Origin of the sequence: Rhodococcoides kroppenstedtii (genome assembly GCF_900111805.1) — a bacterium.
In the GTDB taxonomy this organism is placed as follows: Bacteria; Actinomycetota; Actinomycetes; order Mycobacteriales; family Mycobacteriaceae; genus Rhodococcoides; species Rhodococcoides kroppenstedtii.
Genome location: NZ_FOJN01000022.1, coordinates 15,293 through 34,097, shown reverse-complemented (window position 1 = coordinate 34,097; position 18,805 = coordinate 15,293). Strand labels below are relative to the sequence as shown.

19 protein-coding genes are annotated in these 18,805 nt (G+C 72.2%); 6 read left to right on the top strand and 13 right to left on the bottom strand.

Annotated elements, in window-relative coordinates:
* Positions 1 to 26: 26 nt before the first annotated feature.
* The 3 genes from BMZ18_RS18590 to BMZ18_RS18580 are packed head-to-tail and all read left to right on the top strand — an operon-like array spanning position 27 to position 3,294.
* The gene (locus BMZ18_RS18590) at positions 27 to 656 is read left to right on the top strand and encodes a TetR/AcrR family transcriptional regulator (RefSeq protein ID WP_068366452.1); all 630 of its coding nucleotides are present in this window, start codon (positions 27 to 29) and stop codon (positions 654 to 656) included.
* Entirely contained in the window at positions 653 to 2,290 is a 1,638-nt protein-coding gene (locus BMZ18_RS18585; protein WP_068366455.1) for an acyl-CoA dehydrogenase family protein, read from the top strand. The genes BMZ18_RS18590 and BMZ18_RS18585 overlap by 4 nt, the downstream gene beginning before the upstream one ends.
* On the top strand, positions 2,287 to 3,294 hold the full coding sequence (locus BMZ18_RS18580; protein WP_068366458.1) for a crotonase/enoyl-CoA hydratase family protein: 1,008 nt from the start codon (positions 2,287 to 2,289) through the stop codon (positions 3,292 to 3,294). Before BMZ18_RS18585 ends, BMZ18_RS18580 begins: the two co-directional genes overlap by 4 nt.
* On the opposite strand, the gene BMZ18_RS18575 is transcribed toward BMZ18_RS18580, so the two are convergent.
* The 9 genes from BMZ18_RS18575 to BMZ18_RS18535 all read right to left on the bottom strand — a co-directional run bounded on the left by BMZ18_RS18575 (position 3,273) and on the right by BMZ18_RS18535 (position 12,614).
* The gene (locus BMZ18_RS18575; protein ID WP_068366461.1) at positions 3,273 to 4,457 is read right to left on the bottom strand and encodes a lipase family alpha/beta hydrolase; all 1,185 of its coding nucleotides are present in this window, start codon (positions 4,455 to 4,457) and stop codon (positions 3,273 to 3,275) included. The genes BMZ18_RS18580 and BMZ18_RS18575 overlap by 22 nt on opposite strands.
* Before the next feature lie 9 nt (positions 4,458 to 4,466).
* Positions 4,467 to 5,492 carry an NADPH-dependent curcumin/dihydrocurcumin reductase gene (gene curA, locus BMZ18_RS18570; protein WP_082895283.1) on the bottom strand — a complete coding sequence of 342 codons (1,026 nt, stop codon included), beginning with the start codon at positions 5,490 to 5,492 and terminating at the stop codon, positions 4,467 to 4,469.
* 11 nt (positions 5,493 to 5,503) lie between these two features.
* Positions 5,504 to 6,910, bottom strand: a complete 1,407-nt coding sequence (locus BMZ18_RS18565) for an acyl-CoA synthetase (protein WP_068366468.1) — start codon at positions 6,908 to 6,910, stop codon at positions 5,504 to 5,506.
* Position 6,911: 1 nt separating this feature from the next.
* Positions 6,912 to 7,145, bottom strand: coding sequence for a hypothetical protein (locus BMZ18_RS18560; RefSeq protein ID WP_068102340.1), 234 nt, complete (start codon positions 7,143 to 7,145; stop codon positions 6,912 to 6,914).
* Between the two features lie 66 nt (positions 7,146 to 7,211).
* Entirely contained in the window at positions 7,212 to 7,751 is a 540-nt protein-coding gene (locus BMZ18_RS18555; protein ID WP_068102342.1) for a DUF6584 family protein, read from the bottom strand.
* An 8-nt stretch (positions 7,752 to 7,759) separates the two neighbouring features.
* On the bottom strand, positions 7,760 to 8,899 hold the full coding sequence (gene dapC / locus BMZ18_RS18550; RefSeq protein WP_371828518.1) for a succinyldiaminopimelate transaminase: 1,140 nt from the start codon (positions 8,897 to 8,899) through the stop codon (positions 7,760 to 7,762).
* A gap of 2 nt (positions 8,900 to 8,901) precedes the next feature.
* Positions 8,902 to 9,225, bottom strand: a complete 324-nt coding sequence (fdxA, locus tag BMZ18_RS19920; protein WP_068102344.1) for a ferredoxin — start codon at positions 9,223 to 9,225, stop codon at positions 8,902 to 8,904.
* 12 nt (positions 9,226 to 9,237) lie between these two features.
* A complete protein-coding gene (locus tag BMZ18_RS18540) occupies positions 9,238 to 10,026 on the bottom strand; it encodes a hypothetical protein (protein WP_235606278.1) in 789 nt (262 codons plus the stop codon).
* On the bottom strand, positions 10,023 to 12,614 hold the full coding sequence (locus tag BMZ18_RS18535) for a bifunctional FO biosynthesis protein CofGH (RefSeq protein ID WP_068366485.1): 2,592 nt from the start codon (positions 12,612 to 12,614) through the stop codon (positions 10,023 to 10,025). The genes BMZ18_RS18540 and BMZ18_RS18535 overlap by 4 nt, the downstream gene beginning before the upstream one ends.
* Positions 12,615 to 12,673: 59 nt before the next feature.
* Here BMZ18_RS18535 and BMZ18_RS18530 point away from each other — a divergent pair, with 59 nt between their 5' ends.
* Genes BMZ18_RS18530 through BMZ18_RS18520 form a run of 3 tightly spaced genes read left to right on the top strand, consistent with a single transcriptional unit; the run spans position 12,674 to position 15,470 of the window.
* The gene (locus tag BMZ18_RS18530) at positions 12,674 to 13,198 is read left to right on the top strand and encodes a PH domain-containing protein (protein WP_074922384.1); all 525 of its coding nucleotides are present in this window, start codon (positions 12,674 to 12,676) and stop codon (positions 13,196 to 13,198) included.
* A 50-nt stretch (positions 13,199 to 13,248) separates the two neighbouring features.
* Positions 13,249 to 14,718, top strand: a complete 1,470-nt coding sequence (locus tag BMZ18_RS18525; RefSeq protein WP_082895287.1) for a PH domain-containing protein — start codon at positions 13,249 to 13,251, stop codon at positions 14,716 to 14,718.
* The gene (locus BMZ18_RS18520; protein WP_068366512.1) at positions 14,715 to 15,470 is read left to right on the top strand and encodes a uracil-DNA glycosylase; all 756 of its coding nucleotides are present in this window, start codon (positions 14,715 to 14,717) and stop codon (positions 15,468 to 15,470) included. Before BMZ18_RS18525 ends, BMZ18_RS18520 begins: the two co-directional genes overlap by 4 nt.
* Before the next feature lies 1 nt (position 15,471).
* Here BMZ18_RS18520 and BMZ18_RS18515 read toward each other — a convergent pair whose 3' ends face one another.
* The 4 genes from BMZ18_RS18515 to BMZ18_RS18505 form a co-directional block, all read right to left on the bottom strand.
* Positions 15,472 to 15,873 carry a hypothetical protein gene (locus BMZ18_RS18515; RefSeq protein ID WP_068106023.1) on the bottom strand — a complete coding sequence of 134 codons (402 nt, stop codon included), beginning with the start codon at positions 15,871 to 15,873 and terminating at the stop codon, positions 15,472 to 15,474.
* Between the two features lie 34 nt (positions 15,874 to 15,907).
* Positions 15,908 to 16,066 carry a hypothetical protein gene (locus tag BMZ18_RS19855; RefSeq protein WP_156511667.1) on the bottom strand — a complete coding sequence of 53 codons (159 nt, stop codon included), beginning with the start codon at positions 16,064 to 16,066 and terminating at the stop codon, positions 15,908 to 15,910.
* 108 nt (positions 16,067 to 16,174) lie between these two features.
* Entirely contained in the window at positions 16,175 to 17,047 is an 873-nt protein-coding gene (gene mshB, locus BMZ18_RS18510; RefSeq protein ID WP_068366500.1) for an N-acetyl-1-D-myo-inositol-2-amino-2-deoxy-alpha-D-glucopyranoside deacetylase, read from the bottom strand.
* The gene (locus BMZ18_RS18505; protein WP_068366510.1) at positions 17,044 to 18,789 is read right to left on the bottom strand and encodes an ABC transporter family substrate-binding protein; all 1,746 of its coding nucleotides are present in this window, start codon (positions 18,787 to 18,789) and stop codon (positions 17,044 to 17,046) included. Before BMZ18_RS18505 ends, mshB begins: the two co-directional genes overlap by 4 nt.
* Positions 18,790 to 18,805 lie beyond the last annotated feature (16 nt).

The window sequence follows — 18,805 nt, the reverse complement described above, 5'->3', positions numbered from 1 at the left end:
TGCGGAACGGGCGTTCACTTCTTGCCGTGGTGTACCGACGAACCGCCGCGGTCCAGGAGCGGCTGGACGCCGCCCGATCCCGGATCGTCACGGCCGCACTGTCCCTCGTGGCCGAACGCGGATACGCCGCGTGCGGGGTGGCCGAGGTCGCCGCCCGCGCCGGCATCGGCGTGGGCACCGTCTACCGCTACTTCCCCGGCAAAGGGGACCTGCTCGCCGAAGTCTTCCGCGACGCCTGCACCCGTGAGGTGACCGCCGCGACAGCGGCCGGGAACAGTGCCGCCGCGACCGGCACGCACGCCGACTCCGTGCTCGCCGCGGTCCGCACCTTCTGCGAGCGTGCCTGCCGCGCACCGACTCTCGCCTACGCCCTCCTCGCCGAGCCCATCGACGCCCTCGTCGAGACCGAGCGCCTCGCCTTCCGGCGGTCGTTCGCCGACGTCCTCGCCGCCGCGATCCGCGCCGCCGTCCGAGACGGCGAACTCCCCGATCAGGACGCGTCCCTGACGGCGGCCTGCCTCGTCGGCGCCATCGGCGAGGCGCTGGTGGTCCCCCTCGCTCGCGGAGACGTCGACGCCCGCGTGATCGACGCCCTCGAGACCGTCACCCTCCGCGCGCTCGGCGCACCGAATCCCGTCGTCAGGAGCACCACATGACCCCCACCCACACCGTCACCAACCAGGTCCCGCCGTTGATCGAGTACGACGTCGCGGATCAGCCCGTGCTGCTCGAGGCGCTCCACCGCGAGGGGGCGGGCGACGCCGAGGCGGAGTTGCACCGAGTGGGCCGACTGGCCGGAAGCGCCCGCGCGCAGCGGTGGGGTGAGCTGGCCGAGGCCCATCCGCCGGTCCTGCACACCCACGATCGCTACGGCAACCGCGTCGACGAGGTGATCTACGACCCCGCCTACCACGAATTGATGCGCACGGCAGTCGATCTCGGCCTGCACGGCGCACCGTGGGCCGAGGAGTCGCCGCACGCGCACCTCGTCCGCGCCGCGACGTCGAGCGTGTGGAGCGTCGTCGACGCCGGGCACGGCTGTCCGATCTCGATGACCTACGCCGTGGTGCCGGCGCTGCGCGCGAACCCGGACCTCGCCGCGCAGTACGAGCCCCTGCTCACCACGCGGGTCTACGACCCGTCGTTCCGGCCGCCGCTGGAAAAGGGCGGGCTGATCGCGGGCATGTCGATGACGGAGAAGCAGGGCGGCTCCGACGTGCGGGCCAACACCACCACGGCCGTGCCGCGGCCGGACGGCACGTGGTCGCTGACCGGCCACAAGTGGTTCACCTCGGCCCCGATGTCGGACATCCTGCTCGTCCTCGCCCAGAGCGAGAGCGGGTTGTCCTGCTTTCTGCTGCCGCGGATTCTGCCGGACGGCACCCGCAACGCCATGGCCATTCAGCGCCTGAAGGACAAGCTGGGCAACCACTCCAACGCCTCGAGCGAAGTCGAGTACGACGGCGCCACGGCGTGGTTGGTCGGCGAGGAAGGCCGCGGCGTGCGGACCATCATCGATATGGTCAACATGACCCGACTGGACTGCACGCTGGGCAGCGCGACGGGGATGCGCGACGCCACGGCGCGGGCGATCCACCACGCGACGCACCGGGCCGCGTTCGGCAAGCAGTTGGTGGACCAGCCGGCGATGCGCAACGTGCTCGCGGACCTCGCCGTGGAGGCCGAGGCCTCGACGACGGTGGCCCTGTGGCTCGCGGCACTCACCGACCGGGCCGCGGCGGGTGACGAGCGTGCCGCGCCGCTCCGCCGGATCGGGCTGGCGGTGAGCAAGTACTACGTGTGCAAGCGCGGCCCGGCGCACGCGGCCGAAGCGTTGGAATGCCTGGGCGGCAACGGGTATGCCGAGGAGTCGGGCATGCCCAAGCTGTACCGGGAAGCACCGTTGCTCTCCATCTGGGAGGGCTCCGGCAACGTCGCCGCGCTGGACACGCTGCGCGCGGTGGCCCGTCAACCGGAGACCCTGACCGTGCTGTTCGACGAGCTCGACAGCGCGGCCGGCGCCGACGACGCCCTCGACGCGGCGGTGCGCCGGGTCAAGTCGGCGTTCACCGACGTCGCCTCGCTCGAACACCGCGCACGGCGCGTCGTGGGCGATCTCGCGCTGACCCTGCAGGGGTCGTTGCTGGTGCGGCACGGCCATCCCGCGGTGGCGGACGCGTTCACCGCCACCCGGCTCGGCGGCGACTGGGGCACCGTCTTCGGCACCCTGCCCACCGGGGTCGACACCGCCGCGATCATCGAGCGCAACACCCCGAAGGTGGGCGCGTGAGCGAGCGCCCGGCCGCCTGGCGGGACGGGTGGGACGAGGGTGCGGGCAGCGCGTTCGCCGAGCGCACCTCGCCGGCGGACGACCACCGTTACGCGACCCTGACCTACGAGGTCACCGGCCGCATCGCGCGGATCACTTTCGACCGGCCCGAGCGCGGCAACGCCATCACCGCCGACACGCCGCTGGACCTCGCGCACGCCGTCGAGCGCGCCGACCTCGATCCTCGGGTCCACGTGATCCTGCTGTCCGGCCGCGGCAAGGGATTCTGCGGTGGGTACGACCTGTCGATCTACGCCGAGAACGGCGCGCGTCCGGCCGACGGTACGGACGGGTCCGGTGCGGAGGGCACCGCCCTCGATGCGACCGTCCAGGCACGCAACCACGACCCGTCGCGGACGTGGGACCCGATGCTCGACTACGCCATGATGAGCCGCTTCAACCGCGGCTTCGCGAGTCTGCTGCACGCCACCAAGCCCGTCGTCGCCAAGGTGCACGGTTTCGCGATCGCCGGCGGCACCGACATCGCCCTCTACGCGGACCAGATCGTGTGCGCCGACGACGCCCGGATCGGCTATCCCCCGACGCGCGTGTGGGGCATTCCGGCCGCGGGCATGTGGGCGCACCGCCTCGGCGACCAGCGCGCCAAGCGACTGCTGCTCACGGGTGACTGCCTGACCGGGCGGCAGGCCGTGGAATGGGGCCTCGCCGTCGAATCGCACCCGGCAGACGAACTCGACGCGCGGACCGAGAAGTTCGTCGAGCGCATCGCGCAGATGCCCATCAACCAGCTGATGATGGTCAAGCTCGCCCTGAACAGCGCGTTGCTCGCGTCGGGGGTGGCGACATCCACCATGATCTCGACGGTGTTCGACGGCATCTCCCGGCACACCCGGGAGGGGTACGCCTTTCAGACCCGCGCGGCGACGGTCGGGTTCCGTGAGGCCGTCCGCGAACGTGACGAGCCGTTCGGCGACGCCAAGCCTCAGGCGCCGGCGGCGACCTGACCGATCCGTCGCGGAGAGGCGTCGGTCATGAGGTCGACGAGCACGCGGGACACCCGCGGGTCGGACAGCAGGGCGAGGTGGCCCGTGCCGGGCAGGGTGTAGACCTCGGACACCGGACCACGCGCGCTGCGCAGGGTCACCAGCCCGTCCCCGACGGCGTCGGCCCACCAGGCGTGCGGATCCTCGGCCAGCGTCGCCTGCACGGCGACGTGTCGGATCCCCGGGGCCAGCGGAACGTCGGTGGCGAGCCGGAGGTCGTCCACGCCCCGGCTACGCACGTCCAGCAGGTCGGACCACACGGCGGTCTGCTTCACCCGCCGCAACGCGCGCGACAGGTGGTACACGCCGCTGGCCAGCGGGGCGCCCTCGTGCGGCGTGCCCAGGTAACAGGCCGTGTGCACCAGCGGTAACCAGGTGGCCCGGCTCGCCTCGACACCGCAGGCGCGGCGCAGCACCAGACCGCCCATGGAGTGCCCGACCAGGTCGATGCGCTCCACCGGAACAGGCCACGCCGTGACGACGCGGTCGAGCAGATCGGCCAGCGCCGCGCCGTTGTCGACGATGCCGGTTCCGGTGTTGTACCGCAGGCATACCGCCGAGATGCCGTGGGCGGCCAACGTCTCGCCGTAGCTGCCGCGACCGTCGTGCCGGTAGTACCACGCCTGTTCGGTCTCGCCGAGACCGTGGACGAGCACCGCGAGGTGCCCGGTCGCGAACGGGAACGCCGTCGTGAGCTCCGCCGTCTCGTTCGCGACGACGCGACGTTGGTGGTGCGGCCCCAGCTCGACGGCGAGGTCGTTCGCCTCCGCGACCAACCGGTCGCCGAGCAGCCCGTTCACCGCGCCCACCACCACCGATCCGGCCGCCGACGACGTCACCGCGTGCGAGACGGTCTCGTCCGGCAGCAGCTCGGACCCGACGGCCACCGCCTTCGCGACCGCGGCACTGCCACCCCGCACCGCGGCGTACACGGCGTCGGCGATGCCGTCGTTCAGCGTGCGGATCGGGGCGGCGGGCCGGCCCAGCACCCCGAACACGACGTCGTTCACCGCGCGATGGGTGCCCTGGACCGGCCGGGACAGGATGTCGACGGCCGAGGCCAGGACGGTCGCCGCGCCGGCCACCTCGTTGCGGCGGCGGGCGCGCGGGCGGTTCGAGTGCACACGTGTACTCTAATCGCGGTCGGCGACCTTCACCACGAGCTTGCCGAAGTTGCGGCCCTCGAGCAGTCCGAAGAACGCGTCGGGGGCGTTCTCGAGCCCCTCCACCACGTCCTCCCGGTAGCGGAAGCGACCGTCGGCAACCCACTCCGACACCTCGCGCTGGAAGTTCTTGTAGTGATCGCGGACGAACTCGTTCTGGATGAAGCCGCGCACGGTCAGGCTCTTGGTGAGCACGCGGGTGAAGAAGCCCGGCAGCCGGTCCGGCCCCTCGGGGGCCTGCGTGTCGTTGTACTGGGCGATCAGGCCGCACACCGGGACCCGGGCGTAGGTGTTGAGTCGCGGCAGCACGGCACGCGCGACCGCGCCGCCCACGTTCTCGAAGTACACGTCGATGCCGTCCGGTGTCGCCGCCGCGAGCTGCTCCCGGAAGTCGTCGGCACGGTGATCGACCGCGGCGTCGAAGCCGAGCTCGTCGATCAGGTACGCGCACTTCTCCGGGCCGCCTGCGATGCCCACCGCGCGGGCGCCCTTGATCGTCGCGAACTGTCCGACCGCGGAGCCGACCGGCCCACTGGCCGCCGCGACCACCACGGTCTCCCCCTCCTTCGGCTGCCCGATCACGGTCATGCCCGCGTAGGCGGTGAACCCCGGCATGCCGAGCACACCGAGGGCCGTGGAGATCGGCGCGCGCTCGGGATCGAGACGACGCACCGACGCGGCGTCGACCACCTCGTGGGTCTGCCAGCCCGAGTAGGACAACACGACCGAGCCGACCGGCAGTGCGTCGCTGCGGGATTCGACGACCTCCGCGACGGTGCCGCCGCACATCACGTCGTCCAACGCGACGGGCTCGGCGTAGGACTCCGCGTCGCTCATCCGCCCTCGCATGTAGGGGTCGAGCGAGAGGTAGAGAACCCTCAGCAGCACCTGACCGTCACCGACCTCCGGGAGGTCGGCGGTCTCGGTGCGGAAGTTCTCGGCGGTCGGAGCTCCGGCGGGGCGGGAGGCCAGGACGATGCGTGTGGAGGTGGTCATGGCCACCGACGCTACTCCAGCAGTGCCTTGCGCACTTTTCCCATGGCGTTGCGCGGCAACGACTCCACGAACCGGACCTCACGCGGACGCTTGTGCGCCGAGAGTTGCTGCGCCACATGGTCGATCACCGCGTCCGGGGCGACGTCGACATCGCTCTCCGGGACGACGAACGCGACGATGCGCTGCCCGAGGTCGTCGTCCGGCAGACCCACCACGGCCACCTCACCGACGCCCGGCACGCCGAGAATCGCGGTCTCCACCTCGCCCGCACCCACCCGGTAGCCACCGGTCTTGATCAGGTCGGTCGACTCGCGTCCGACGATGCGGTGGAACCCCTCCGCGTCGATCGCGGCCACGTCGCCGGTGACGAACCAGCCGTCGTCGGTCCACGTCGCGGCCGTGGCCTCGGGCCTGCCGAGATAACCGTCGAAGAAGCGCCCGCGCAGCTGCAACGAACCGATGGACTCGCCGTCGTGCGGAACGTCGGACCCGTCCTCGGCGCGCAGGCGGGTCTCGATGCCGCGCAACGGAAGTCCGACCCAGCCGGGCCGCCGTTCGCCGTCCGCGCGGGTGCTGACGGTGATCAGCGTCTCGCTCATGCCGTACCGCTCGATCGGCGCGATGCCGGTGAATGCGGCGAGCTTCTCGAACACCGGGACCGGAAGAGGCGCACTACCGGACACGAGCAGCCGTGCACGGCTCAGCGCGCGCGCCGACTCCTCGTCCGCCGCGATCCGCGACCACACCGTGGGGACACCGAAGTACACCGTGCCGCGCGTCGCCGCGTAGCGCTCGGGGGTGGGCTTCACGGTGTGCACCACACGGCTGCCGATGCGCAGCGAGCCGAGGATGCCGAGCACCAGTCCGTGCACGTGATAGAGCGGAAGTCCGTGTACGACGGTGTCGTTCGGCGTCCACGCCCACGCCTCGGCCAAGGCGTCCAGCCCCCGGGCCACCGCGTCTCGGCTCAGTAGAACACCTTTCGGCGGCCCGGTGGTGCCGGAGGTGTAGAGGACCAGCGCAGTGCTCTCCCCTGCGGGCTCGGGATAGCTGTGCCACGACCGTGCGTGCATGCGCACCGGAACCGTCGGCAGTCCGCCGGCGTGCTCCGGCGCCACACCCAGCCAGGCCCGTGCGCCGGAATCGGCCAGCACGTGATCGAGTTCGGCGGGACCGGAATCCGGCGCCACCGGCACCACCGCGACACCCGCGATCAGCGCGCCGACCACGGCGACCACCGTGCGCGCCGTGGGCTCGGCCCACACGGCGACCCGGTCGACGTTGGCGATACGCTCGGCCACCGACGTGGCCGCGCCGATCAGGTCACTGCGCGAGAGGACGGTGTCCCCCACCGTGACGGCGTCCTCGACGTCGTCACCGCGCGCGACCAGGTAGGGGTTCAGCGATCGGAGCAGCACGTCACGACGCCTGCGAGACGGCCACGGAGACCTCGCACGAACACCCACCCGCGACCGCGACGCAGTCGACCACCAACGCGTGACGCTCCCGATGCGCGAGCACACAGCCCGCCTCGGTGCACTCGACGGTGAAGTCGCTGTGAACGACGAGGGTTCCGTGGCAGTGATCCAGCGACCCGGCGCAGTCGAGGCACGCGGGGTCGTGCGGCACGGAGTCGATCGTGACCTGATCCATGACTCCATCAGTACCACCGGCCACCGACACGACCGCCGTCCGACACAGCGGGCCGGTCGGTGACGGTCAGAACAGCACCGTGAGCAGCGTCGCAAGGGTCACGCCACCCAGCATGGCGAGGACCAGCACGGCGGCGACCAGTTTCACGCCGGACCGATCCCGGACCGTCGGCTCGGTCCATTCGTCGAACGCCTCGACGTCGACGCCGTCCTGGGCGACGTAGTGCACCTCGCCCGGCGGCTCCCAGTCGTCCCCCGCCGCGCGGATGCGGGATTCGAGCAGTGCCAGACGTTCCCGCGCCCGCGGTGGGTACGCGCGGGAGGGCGCGTTCATCGGCAGACGCCGCGCCAGCACCACCGATCGGTCGGACGACGCGGCGAACGCGGCCAGGGCGTCCCGCACGACGGGATCGGACTCGTCGCGGTCGGTGAGGAACCACGCCGCGCCGGCGCCGGCCACGTCGTCCATCGCCAGACAGGCGAAAGCGAGGAGGTCCAGCGCGGGTTGCGAGGCCGGCTCCCGTTCGAGCACCGCCCCCAGACGCTTGCGCGCGTTCCACGGTTCACCGCGGGCGAGGTCCTCCTGCACGCGGTCGAGGGCGCCCACGGGCCGCCTCAGACCGTCAGGCGCGCGACGGCGGCGGCGATCCGCTCGTCCGTCGCCGTGAGCGCGATACGCACGTGCTGCTCGCCGTCCGGGCCGTAGAACTCACCGGGGGCGACCAGGATTCCGCGGTCGGCGAACCACGACGCCGAGGCGCGCCCGGACTCGCCGCGCGTCGCCCACAGGTACAGGCCGGCCTCGCTGTGGTCGATGCGGAATCCCGCGGCGGTGAGCGCGGCCGCCAGGGCCGTCCGCCGCGCGCGGTAGCGCTCGCGCTGTTCGGCCTCGTGCTCGTCGTCGGACAGGGCGGCCGTCATGGCCGCCTGCACCGGGAGCGGCACCATCATGCCCGCGTGCTTGCGCACCGCGAGCAGCTCGGCGACCAGGGCGCCGTCGCCGGCGACGAAGCCCGCCCGGTAGCTGGCGAGGTTGGACGTCTTGGACAGCGAGTGCACGGCCAGCAGACCGGTGTGATCACCGCCGCTCACGTCGTCGGCGAGGATCGACACTGCCGGCGCGTCCCAGGACAGACCCAGGTAGCACTCGTCGGACACCACCACCGCGCCGCGCTCGCGCGCGAACTCGACCACCTTGCGCAGGTGCGCCGCGCCGAGAACGCGCCCGCTCGGGTTCGACGGCGAGTTCACGAAGATCAAGGACGGGTTCTCCGGGCCGAGGCGGGTCAGGCCGTCGGCACGCAGCGTGCGCGCCCCGGCGAGCCGTGCGCCCACCTCGTACGTCGGGTAGGCGAGTTCCGGCACGACCACGAGATCGTCGGACCCGAGAGCCAGCAGCGTGGGCAGCCACGCGATGAGCTCTTTCGTTCCGATGACGGGGAGCACCGCGTCGTCGGCCACGCCCGCGATGCCGTAGCGACGCTGCAGAGCCGCCGTCGCGGTGGCCCGGAGTGCGGCAGTGCCCGCCGTCGTCGGGTAGCCGGCCTGCTCGGCGACCGATGCCAGCGCGTCCCGGATGACCGGCGCCACCGGATCGACCGGGGTGCCGACGGAGAGGTCGACGATGCCGTGCGGGTGCGCCGACGCGGTAGTCTTCGCCTCCGCGATCGTGTCCCACGGAAAGACCGGGAGACGGTCCGACACACGCCGCCGCGACACGCGCGTCGCGAGTTCGGCCGACGGCGCCTCGGTCACGCTCAGCTCTCGCCCATCGGCGGGAGCGACTTGATGAAGGGCGGGTCGTAGTCGGTCTTGCCGACCTTGGCGGCACCGCCGGGCGATCCGAGATCGTCGAAGAAGTCGACGTTCGCGGCGATGTAGGCGGACCACTGTTCGGGGACGTCGTCCTCGTAGAAGATGGCCTCGACGGGGCACACGGGCTCGCAGGCGCCGCAGTCCACGCACTCGTCGGGCTGGATGTAGAGCATCCGGCCACCCTCGTAGATGCAGTCGACCGGGCATTCCTCGATGCAGGCCTTGTCCAGGACATCGACGCAGGGTTCGGCAATCGTGTACGGCACTGACGTTCTCCTTTAGCCTTTCCGAACTACGGGCGCGGACGTGCTACGCCGCTCGATCCAGGTTCGACCCGACTTCGCCGCGCGGACGAGTGCGCCGCGCTCGCCGAAGTAGCCGGCCACCGCACCGACCACCGGCAGGTTACCGAGCCACCGATAAACGGTACGGCTGCGGGGTCGCTTGTCCAACTCGTCCGTCACCGCGCGGAGGATCTTGGTGACCGACCACAGCGTGGAGAGCAGTGCGAACGGGGATCGGGACAGCCTCTGCGAGCCCCGCTGCTCCTCCTCCGCGGCTTCCTGCGGAGCGGGGGCGTCCACCGAGGCGCCGACGGGCAACTCGCGGTTGCACAGCACGGATGCCAGCAGGCGGACCTGCTCGTCGCGATCGTCGATGCCGTACTCCCGCGCGACCGCCACCAGGACGATGGCCTGGTTGGCGAAGCCGAGTACGTCGCCCAGCGGCAGTCGCCGGGCCAACACGCCGAAGATGCCGGGGAACGCCACGGCGACCGTGCTGATGCCGCCGACGCGTCGCACCCACCAGTTCACGCGCTGGTCCACCGTCATGGACTCCCACGACTTCGTCCCCGGCGTGTCCGCCGCGTCGAAGACCTTGGCGACGGCGTTCAGGGCCGTGTCCACCGACCCGGTCGAGCCGCCGGTCCCGGCGTCGGTGAAGGTGCGCCGCTTGATGCCGAGCGGATCACGATCGGCGAGCAGCTCGAGCATCGGGTCGATGACCCGGACGGCCGCCCGCAGCACACCGGCGACGCGCTGGTCACCCAGACGGTCGGGGCTCACGCCGCGGTCCGATCCGCGTAGGCGGTGGTGCGCTGCACCGCGGTCCGTCCGATGCCCGCTGCGATCTCGTGCAGTTCCGCCACCGTCTTCTCCGATCCGTGCTGCGATCCCGCCATCCGGCTGATCGTCTCCTCCATCAACGTGCCCCCCAGATCGTTGGCTCCGCCGGTCAACATCACCCGTGTACCCGCCACGCCCAATTTGACCCAGCTCGTCTGGATGTTGTCGATGCGGCCGTGCAGCATGATCCGCGCCAGCGCGTGGACCGCGCGGTTGTCGCGTTGCGTCGGACCCGGACGGGAGGCCCCGGCGAGGTAGAGCGGCGAGGACTGGTGCACGAACGGCAGCGGAACGAACTCGGTGAAGCCACCCGTCCGGTCCTGAATGCCCTTGAGCACGTTGAGGTGTCCGACCCAGTGCGACGGGTTGTCGACGTGGCCGTACATCATGGTCGAACTCGACTTCAGACCCACCCGGTGCGCGGTGGACACCACGTCGACCCACGTCCGCGCGGGCAGCTTGCCCTTGGTGAGCACCCACCGGACCTCGTCGTCGAGGATCTCCGCGGCGGTCCCCGGAATCGTGTCCAGCCCCGCCTCGCGCAACGCGATCAGCCAGTCCTCCACCGACTGTCCGCCCCGCGAGGCACCGTTGACGATCTCCATGGGCGAGAAGGCGTGCACGTGCATCGACGGCACACGGGCCTTCACCGCGCGGACCAGATCGGCGTATCCGGTGACGGGCAGCTCGGGGTCGATTCCGCCCTGCATGCAGACCTCGGTCGCGCCGAGAACGTGGGCCTCCCAGGCCCGGTCGGCCACCTCGCTCGCCGAGAGCGAGAACGCGTCCTCGTCCCCCTTGCGCTGCGCGAACGCGCAGAACCGGCAACCGGTGTAGCAGATGTTGGTGAAGTTGATGTTCCGGTTGACCACGTACGTGACGTCGTCGCCCACGGTGTCCCGGCGCAGGGCGTCGGCGAACGCCGCCACCGCGTCGAGCGCCGGACCGTCGGCCGTCGCCAACGCGAGGTACTGCTCGTCGGACAGGCCCGCCGGATCGTGCTCGGCCGCCTGCAACGCCGCTGCGACGTCGCGGTCGAGACGCTCCGGCGCGGTGGCCGCGCGCTCGGCCAACGCCGCGACCTGCTCGCGGACCGAGTCCCAGTCGCCGAACGCCGACCCGATGTCGCTGCGCGTCTCCGTGTTCCGGCCGTCGGTGTCGATGGCGGTGTGCAGGTCGGTCCGTCCGGTGGACTCCCAGACCTCGTCCGGTTCCTGCCACGGCAGACCGGTCGGACGGACGTCGGCCGCGAGGCCCGTGGCGGGGTCGGACACCGCGCGCACGTGGGCGGCGATCCGAGGATCGATCCACGGCGATCCGGCGCGGACGTACTTCGGTTGCGCCGCAGTGCGTTCGGTCAGGACGAATCCGGCGGCCGCGCTGATCTCGGCGAGGGTGTCGAGGTTCGGCCACGGCCGTTCGGGGTTGACGTGGTCCGGTGTCAGCGGCGACACCCCGCCCCAGTCGTCCACTCCCGCAGCGAGAAGCGACGCGCACTCGTCCGGCGACACCAGGTTCGGCGGTGCCTGGATGCGCATCGCCGGACCGAGCAGGATCCGGGCGACGGCGATGGTGGCGCGGAACTCCTCGAGGCCCGCGTCGGGCGCCGACCGCATCGCGGTGTCGTGCTTGGCCAGGAAGTTCTGCACGATCACCTCCTGCACGTGCCCGAACTGCTTGTGCGACGCGCGGATCGCGACGATCGACTCGGCGCGGTCCCGCACGGTCTCGCCGATTCCCACCAGGATGCCGGTGGTGAACGGGACGGTGAGACGGCCCGCGTCGGTGAGCACCTGCAGCCGCACCGCGGGATCCTTGTCCGGACTGCCGTAGTGCGCCTGCCCCTTCTCCTCGAACAGCCGACGCGACGTGGTCTCGAGCATCATGCCCATCGACGGCGCCACGGGCTTGAGCCGCGAGATCTCCTCCCAGCTCAGCACGCCCGGATTCAGGTGCGGCAGCAGACCGGTCTCCTCGAGCACCCGGATCGACATGGCCCGGAGGTAGTCGACCGTGGACCCGTAGCCACGGGACTCGAGCCACTCCGCGGCCTCGGGCCACCGGTCCTCGGGGCGGTCCCCGAGCGTGAACAGCGCTTCCTTGCACCCCAGTTCCGCTCCGCGGCGGGCGATGTCGAGCACCTCGTCCGGGTCGAGGAACATCCCTCGTCCCTCGGCGCGCAGCTTCCCCGGCACCGTCACGAAGGTGCAGTAGTGGCACGTGTCGCGGCACAGCCGGGTCAACGGAACGAACACCTTGCGCGAGTAGGTCACGGTGCCCGACCGGCCCTCGGCGAGAAGCCCGGCGTCGCGGACCCGGGCTGCCGAGGCGCACAGGTCGACCAGGTCCTCCCCGCGCGCGTGCAACAGGGTGGTGGCCTCGTCGACACTGATCACCACGCCGTCGCGAGCGCGCCGCAGCGCGCGACGCATCGCCGACGGGGTCGGGGCGGGCGCCTCGGTGGAAGCTCCCGCGTCGGGGCGTCCGGTGGTGTCGGTGCGCGCGGGTGTGGTCGGATCGGGCAACATCGTCACCGTCCGATCATGCGCCCTCCTCGTAGGGCCCGGCCACAGCAGGGGTGAACGACGTGTCCGACAGCACGAATCGGTCGCCGCTCATCGTGCGCGACCCGGCCGAACGGCTGGGCCCGCGCGCCGTCACGCTGTGGACCGTCGCCGCGGGTCTGCTGTGGGCACCGATTCTCCTCGGGCTCGTGGTGTGGGCCGTGCTCCTGGTGACCGTCGCGGACCGCCCGCTCTGGCCCCCGTTGCTGATCCTCGCCCCGATCGCACTGGTGGCAGCCGCCGTCCACGTGCTCGTCGTGCCTCGCTGGCGCTACGCGGTGCATCGCTGGGAGGTCAGCGACACCGCCGTGTACACCCGGACGGGGTGGTTCGACCAGGAACGGCGCATAGCCCCGCTGAACCGGGTCCAGACCGTCGACACCGAGCGCGGGCCCCTCGAGCGCGCGTTGGGCCTGGCGACGGTGACGGTCACCACGGCGTCGTCCGCCGGCGCGGTGCGTATCGCCGCGCTGGACCTCGAGACGGCGGACCGGGTGGTCGCCCGCGTCACCGAGGCGGCGGCGCGCTCGCGGGGGGACGCGACGTGAGCGTGCCGGCACCCGAGGACTCGGCTGCCGCCGAGGCTCGCGAGGACGCGATGCCGTGGTCTCGCCTCGATCGCCGGATGCTGCTGGTGCACCCGGTCACCGAGGTGGTCCGGCTGCTGCCGGTCCTCGTGGTCTCCCTGGTGGTGGGCAGCACCAGCGGCAACCACCTCTGGAGCGCGATCGTGCTGGCCGTCGTGGTGGCTGCCGCGATTGCCCGCTGGGTGACCACCGGCTACCGGCTCGGCCCGGTGCACGTGCAGCTGCGCACGGGTGTCCTCCAGAAGAAGGTGCTCTCGATCCCGCGGGGCCGGATCCGCAGCGTGGACGTGCAGGCGGGGCCCCTGCACCGACTGCTCGGGTTGGCGGTGCTCACCGTGGGGACCGGTCGGCACGCCGGCAAGGGCGAGACGTTCGAACTGAACGCGCTCGACGCGCGCGTCGTTCCGGCGCTGCGCGAGGAACTGTTGGCGACGGCCGTGGCCCCACCATCCGATCCCGCTGCCGGCGGAGACGTCCCCGCTCCCCCGGAGCGCGAACTGGCGCGCGTCGACCCGGCCTGGGTGCGGTACGCCCCGTTCACGCTGACCGGTCTCGCCGTCGTCGGGGCCGCGGCGGGACTGCTCGGGCAATCGGGCGCCGCCGGCGCCGTGGCGTCGTCGGCAGTGGTCGACGACACCTACCGCCGCGTCGTGTCGCTGGGCGTCGTCGCGGCGGTCTCGATCGCCGTGGTCGCCGCCCTCGTGGTCTCCAGCGCGATCGCCGCCGCGCGCTACCTCCTCGTCTACGGCAATCTGCGCGTGACCGACGACGGCGAGCGACTCCGGGTCGAACACGGTGTCCTCTCCACCCGTCACGCCAGTTTCGACCGCGCCCGGTTGCGAGGGGCGTCGATCCGCCGGCCGCTGCTGCTCCGGCTGGCCGGCGGCGCGCGCCTCGACGCGGTCATGACCGGGGTCAGCGCCTCCGAGCACGAGTCCTCGCTGATCCTGCCGCCCGCGCCGCGTGCCGCGGTGACGTCGACGGCGGCCACCCTGCTGCCCGACGCCGCGGACGCGGCGACCGCGCCGCTGACGGCGCACGGACCCGTGGCCCGACGACGACGCCTCACCCGCGCCCTCCTGCCGGTGGCGGCGGCCCTGGCGGCGACGGCCGGCTACGCGGTGAGTGGGCGGGCGGTACCGACGTGGGCGTGGATCGTGCTCGGACTCGTCGCCGTCGCCGCGATCGCGCTGGCGCTGGACCGGTACGCGGCCCTCGGTCATCGGGTCCGGCCCGGATTGCTGGTGACCGAGCACGGCAGCCTCGACCGCCGACGAGTGGTGCTCGACGCGCGGGGTGTCGTCGCCTGGACCGTGCGCCAGACCTTCTTTCAACGACGGGCCGGCGTCGCGACGCTCGTCGCCGCCACGGCGGCCGGAACCGGCGCCTACCGGGTTCTCGACGTACCCGTCGACCGCGCGTGGGCCATCGCCGAGGCGGCCGCGCCCGGCGCGACGGACGTCTGGGGCTGCGACCGATGACCCGCACCGGGCCGGCCGAACCTGCTCAGCCGCCGCCGCGCTCTCTCGCCGAACTCGACACCCGCGTGTCCGAGTGCCGCGCGTGCCCCCGGTTGGTGGAGTGGCGGGAGCGCGTCGCGCGCGAGAAACGCGCCGCGTTCCGCGACGAAACTTATTGGGGCCGACCGGTTCCCGGGTTCGGACCGCCCGATGCGCGGCTGCTGATCGTCGGACTCGCCCCTGCCGCCCACGGCGCGAACCGCACCGGCCGCATGTTCACCGGCGACCGCAGCGGCGACGTGCTCTACGCCGCCATGCACGCCGTCGGTCTCGCGTCGCAACCCACCGCGACCGCGATCGACGACGGACTCGAACTCGTCGGCACGCGCATCACGTCCCCGGTGCACTGCGCACCACCGGAGAACAAACCGACGCCGGCGGAGCGCGACCGGTGCGGGTCCTGGCTCGAGAGCGAGCTGCATCTCCTGGCTCCCACGGTGCGAGCCGTCGTGGTGCTGGGCGGATTCGGATGGCAGGCGCTGATGCCGGTGCTCGCCGGCGCGGGGTGGGACGTGCCGCGCCCGCGGCCGCGCTTCGGCCACGGCGCGCAGGTGACGCTCGCCCCGATCGCCCCCGATCTGCCCGAGCTCACCGTGTTCGGGTGCTTCCACGTCAGCCAGCAGAACACCTTCACCGGGCGCCTCACCCCGGCGATGGTCGAGGACGTGCTCGCCCGAGCCGCCGACGCTGCCGGGGTCTCGCGCAGCAGGTGAGTCAGCGCGCCCCGAGGGCGGTCAACCGTCGGAATCGCAGTGCGAAGAGCTGCACCACGGGCGGCAGCAGGCCACCGGCCAGGAGGACCAGCAGGCGCCAGTCGGCGAGCACGAGGACGTCGCCGCCGGGCCCGCCGAGCATCGCGAGGAGGAGGCCGAGGGCGAAGCCACCCAGCGGCAACGCCGCTCGGCCGCCGTTGTGCGAGACGGAGTACGCCACGCGGACGAGCAGAACGTTGACGGCCCCGGCGAGCAGGCCGCTCACCGGAAACGGGGTGCTGCCGAGGTACGCGGGCAGGAACAGGACCGCACCGAGAGCGCACAGGAATCCGTCGAGGGTGAGCGCGGCGAGGATGGCGGCCTTGACGCCCGTCACCACGGACTCTCCGGCGTGGCCGCTCACGCGGTCACCCACTCGCCGCCGGGACGGCGGGTCGTCAGCGCGGCGGGTAGCCGATGGAGGTGAGGAAATTGCTCACGGTGGTGGCGAACCCGGACACCGCGTCGAGGTAGATCGCCCGCTGCAGGTCCGCGGTGGGGCGCAGCGAATCGACGAACGCCACGATGGCGTTCTGCAGGTCGTAATTGAAAATCACGCGATCTCCTGGTGACGGTAGGGCGAGATGTCGGCGCCGACGCCGGACCCCGCTCCGTGACAGCGCTCACAGCATAACCCGGCAGATTCCCCGTTTCGACGACGGGGTTCACGACACTCCCGCGAAGAGGTCCGTCTCACGGCCGGACGCGTCGACCTCGCCGAGGGTGCCACGCACCAGCACGTACTGCTCGTCGGGCAGCACCGGCTGGGCGATGTCGTTCGACAGTGCGTAGGCCGTGCCGGCGTCGGACACGGTGACCTGGGTCGCGTGGGCGCGCAGGGCCGCCCTCTTGGCGTCCAGGACGTCCCGGACGTCGATGCTCGTGGTCACCTCACCGTCCGGAACACTCGGCAGCTCACCGGGTTCGGGCATCCGCCAGGTGTCCGGCAGGGGGCCGAGGGCGGCCAGTCCGTCCGAGAGTTGCGAGGCCCCGGTGACCGTCCAGTAGGCCTTGGCCACCGACCACGGCTCGCCCCGATCGGACGACGACGGGTCGGCGGCGCGGTCCAGGGCCGCCCCGGCGAGGCGGTGCACCTGCTGGTGGTCGGGATGGCCGTAGCCACCCTCCGGATCGTAGAAGACCACCACCTGCGGCCGGATCTCCCGGATGACACCGACCATGGCGGCGAGCGCCTCGTCGACGTCCGCCCGGACGAAGGCCCGAGGGTGCAGCGCAGCCGGGGTCCCCGCCATGCCCGAGTCGCGCCACCGTCCCGCACCACCCAGGAAGCGTGGCGGCCGCGCCCCCAGCGCCGCGAGCGCGACGGTGAGTTCGTGGATGCGGTAGCCACCCAGCTGATCCGCACGATCGGCGGTCAGACCCGCCCAGCGATCACCGATCACCTCGCCCTCCTCGCCCAGCGAGCAGGTGAGCACGGTGACGTCCGCGCCGTCCCGACGCGCCCGAGCGATCGTGCCGCCGGTGGTGATGGACTCGTCGTCGGGATGGGCGTGGATCAGGAGCAGTCGGCGGGTCACGGAACCTCTCTCGCCCAGCGGTCGGCATCTCCGAAGATGCCCACCTCGATCGGACCGGTCAACGCGGCGCCGCTCACGCCGGGCCCCACGGCGACCACCGACGAGTCCTGGACTATCGGCAGCACGGTGTGCAGTGCCCACAGGCTCGGCTGCAGCGCCATCACTGCGGCGACCGGATCGGCCGCGGTCTCGGTCGCGGCGATCGCCGGGCCCAGCGCGGGATCGCAGACACCGGACAGCGGGCCGACGACGGCGGCGTCCTCGGCGTCCGGACCGGTCACCTCCACGGGCGGCACGGCGGCGCAGCCGAACCGCGAGGCCAGCGCCGTGGCCGGGTCACCGCCGGCTCGCGACCACCCCACCACCGCGTCCACGGCGCCCGTCGCGAGCGCGGTGCCGTAGAGCTCCTCCGGGTCGAGCGGCGTCACCCGGGCGTCGACTCCCGCGTCGCGCAGTTGATCCGCGGCAGTGTTGGCCACTGCGACCGCGATGGCGTCGTTCTGCGGCGCGCCCAGCGTGAGGCTCAGCGGCTGCGCGCCCGAGACGAGCGGCGGCTCGGTCTCGGTCGTGGTGCTCGCCCCCGACGTCGGGGCCAGGGCGGGCGGCAACGGAACCGGGGTGAATCCCGCCGCGACGAGACCGGCGACGGCCTCCTCGCGCGGCAGCGGCGCGGGACGGGTCGGCGCGTACCCCGGCTGGGACGGGGAGACGATCTGCGCCCGGGCGGCCGAGACCCCCGCAGTGGCGCCCGAGGCCACCGTCGAGAGCAGGTCGACGTCGAGCAGACCCATGACGGACTGCCGCACCGCCGGATCGGCCAGTGCCGGCACCCGACCGTTGAGCGTGAGTTCCAGTGTGCGCGACCGGAATCGAGTGTCCGTCCGCACGTTCGGGATGGCGTCCAGTTGCGCCGTGAGCGACGGCCCACCGCGTACCTCGGCGAGTTGGGCGTCACCGGACCGCAGGGAATCCGCCACCTGCGCATCGGTTCCGCCGCGGCGCAACAGAATTTGGTCCGGCGTCGCGGGCGATCCCCAGAACCGATCGTTGCGCTCGAGCAGAATCTCGTCACGGCCCCGGTCGACGGTGTCGATCCGGAAGTGACCACCCGAGACGGACACGTTGTCGCGCAGTCCCCGTTCGAACCCACCGGGCAGGTCCTTCAACAGGTGGGACGGAACCAGGTTGGTGAACAGTTCGCGCCACGCGGGATACGGACGCGAGAACACCACCGACACCGTCTTGCCACCGTCACCGGATTGGAGGTCCTCGATCGCGGCGTAGCCCGCGGGGTCGACGACCCCGGGCGCCTCGATCATCTGTTGCCACAGGTACCGGAAGTCCTCGGCCGCGATGGGCGCGCCGTCCGACCACTGCGATTCGGTCCGCAGCCGGTAGGTGACGGTGAACGGCGCCTCGGAGGTGACGTCCGCGGAGACCAGGAGCGACGTGTCCGGAACCCACTCCGTGCGCGCACCGTCGACCGAGCGCACCGGGCGGAACGCGCTCGGAAACACCAGCGTCGACACGGCCGTCGTCGCCGGGGACTGATCGGCCGTCAGGTGCGGGTTGAATCCCGTTCCGACGTCGTCGATGGCGACCACCACCGGGTTGCCGGTGGCGGTCGGTGCGGCCGGGGGCGTGGTCGTCGCCGTCTCGGTGCTCTGGATGGCCGGCGGCGGGTCGGCGGTGCACGCGGTCAGGAGAGCGGCGGTGACCGCCAGCACCCGGACCGCGGGCATCGCCGCACGCGCGCCG

Bases quoted from the DNA above. Each gene is read 5' to 3' on its own strand.
- BMZ18_RS18520 (WP_068366512.1), top strand. From the start codon at position 14,715: ATGACCCGCACCGGGCCGGCCGAACCTGCTCAGCCGCCGCCGCGCTCT.
- BMZ18_RS18560 (WP_068102340.1), bottom strand. From the start codon at position 7,145: ATGGATCAGGTCACGATCGACTCCGTGCCGCACGACCCCGCGTGCCTC.
- BMZ18_RS18535 (WP_068366485.1), bottom strand. From the start codon at position 12,614: ATGTTGCCCGATCCGACCACACCCGCGCGCACCGACACCACCGGACGC.
- BMZ18_RS18525 (WP_082895287.1), top strand. From the start codon at position 13,249: ATGCCGTGGTCTCGCCTCGATCGCCGGATGCTGCTGGTGCACCCGGTC.
- BMZ18_RS18505 (WP_068366510.1), bottom strand. From the start codon at position 18,789: ATGCCCGCGGTCCGGGTGCTGGCGGTCACCGCCGCTCTCCTGACCGCG.
- BMZ18_RS18585 (WP_068366455.1), top strand. From the start codon at position 653: ATGACCCCCACCCACACCGTCACCAACCAGGTCCCGCCGTTGATCGAG.
- curA (WP_082895283.1), bottom strand. From the start codon at position 5,492: ATGACCACCTCCACACGCATCGTCCTGGCCTCCCGCCCCGCCGGAGCT.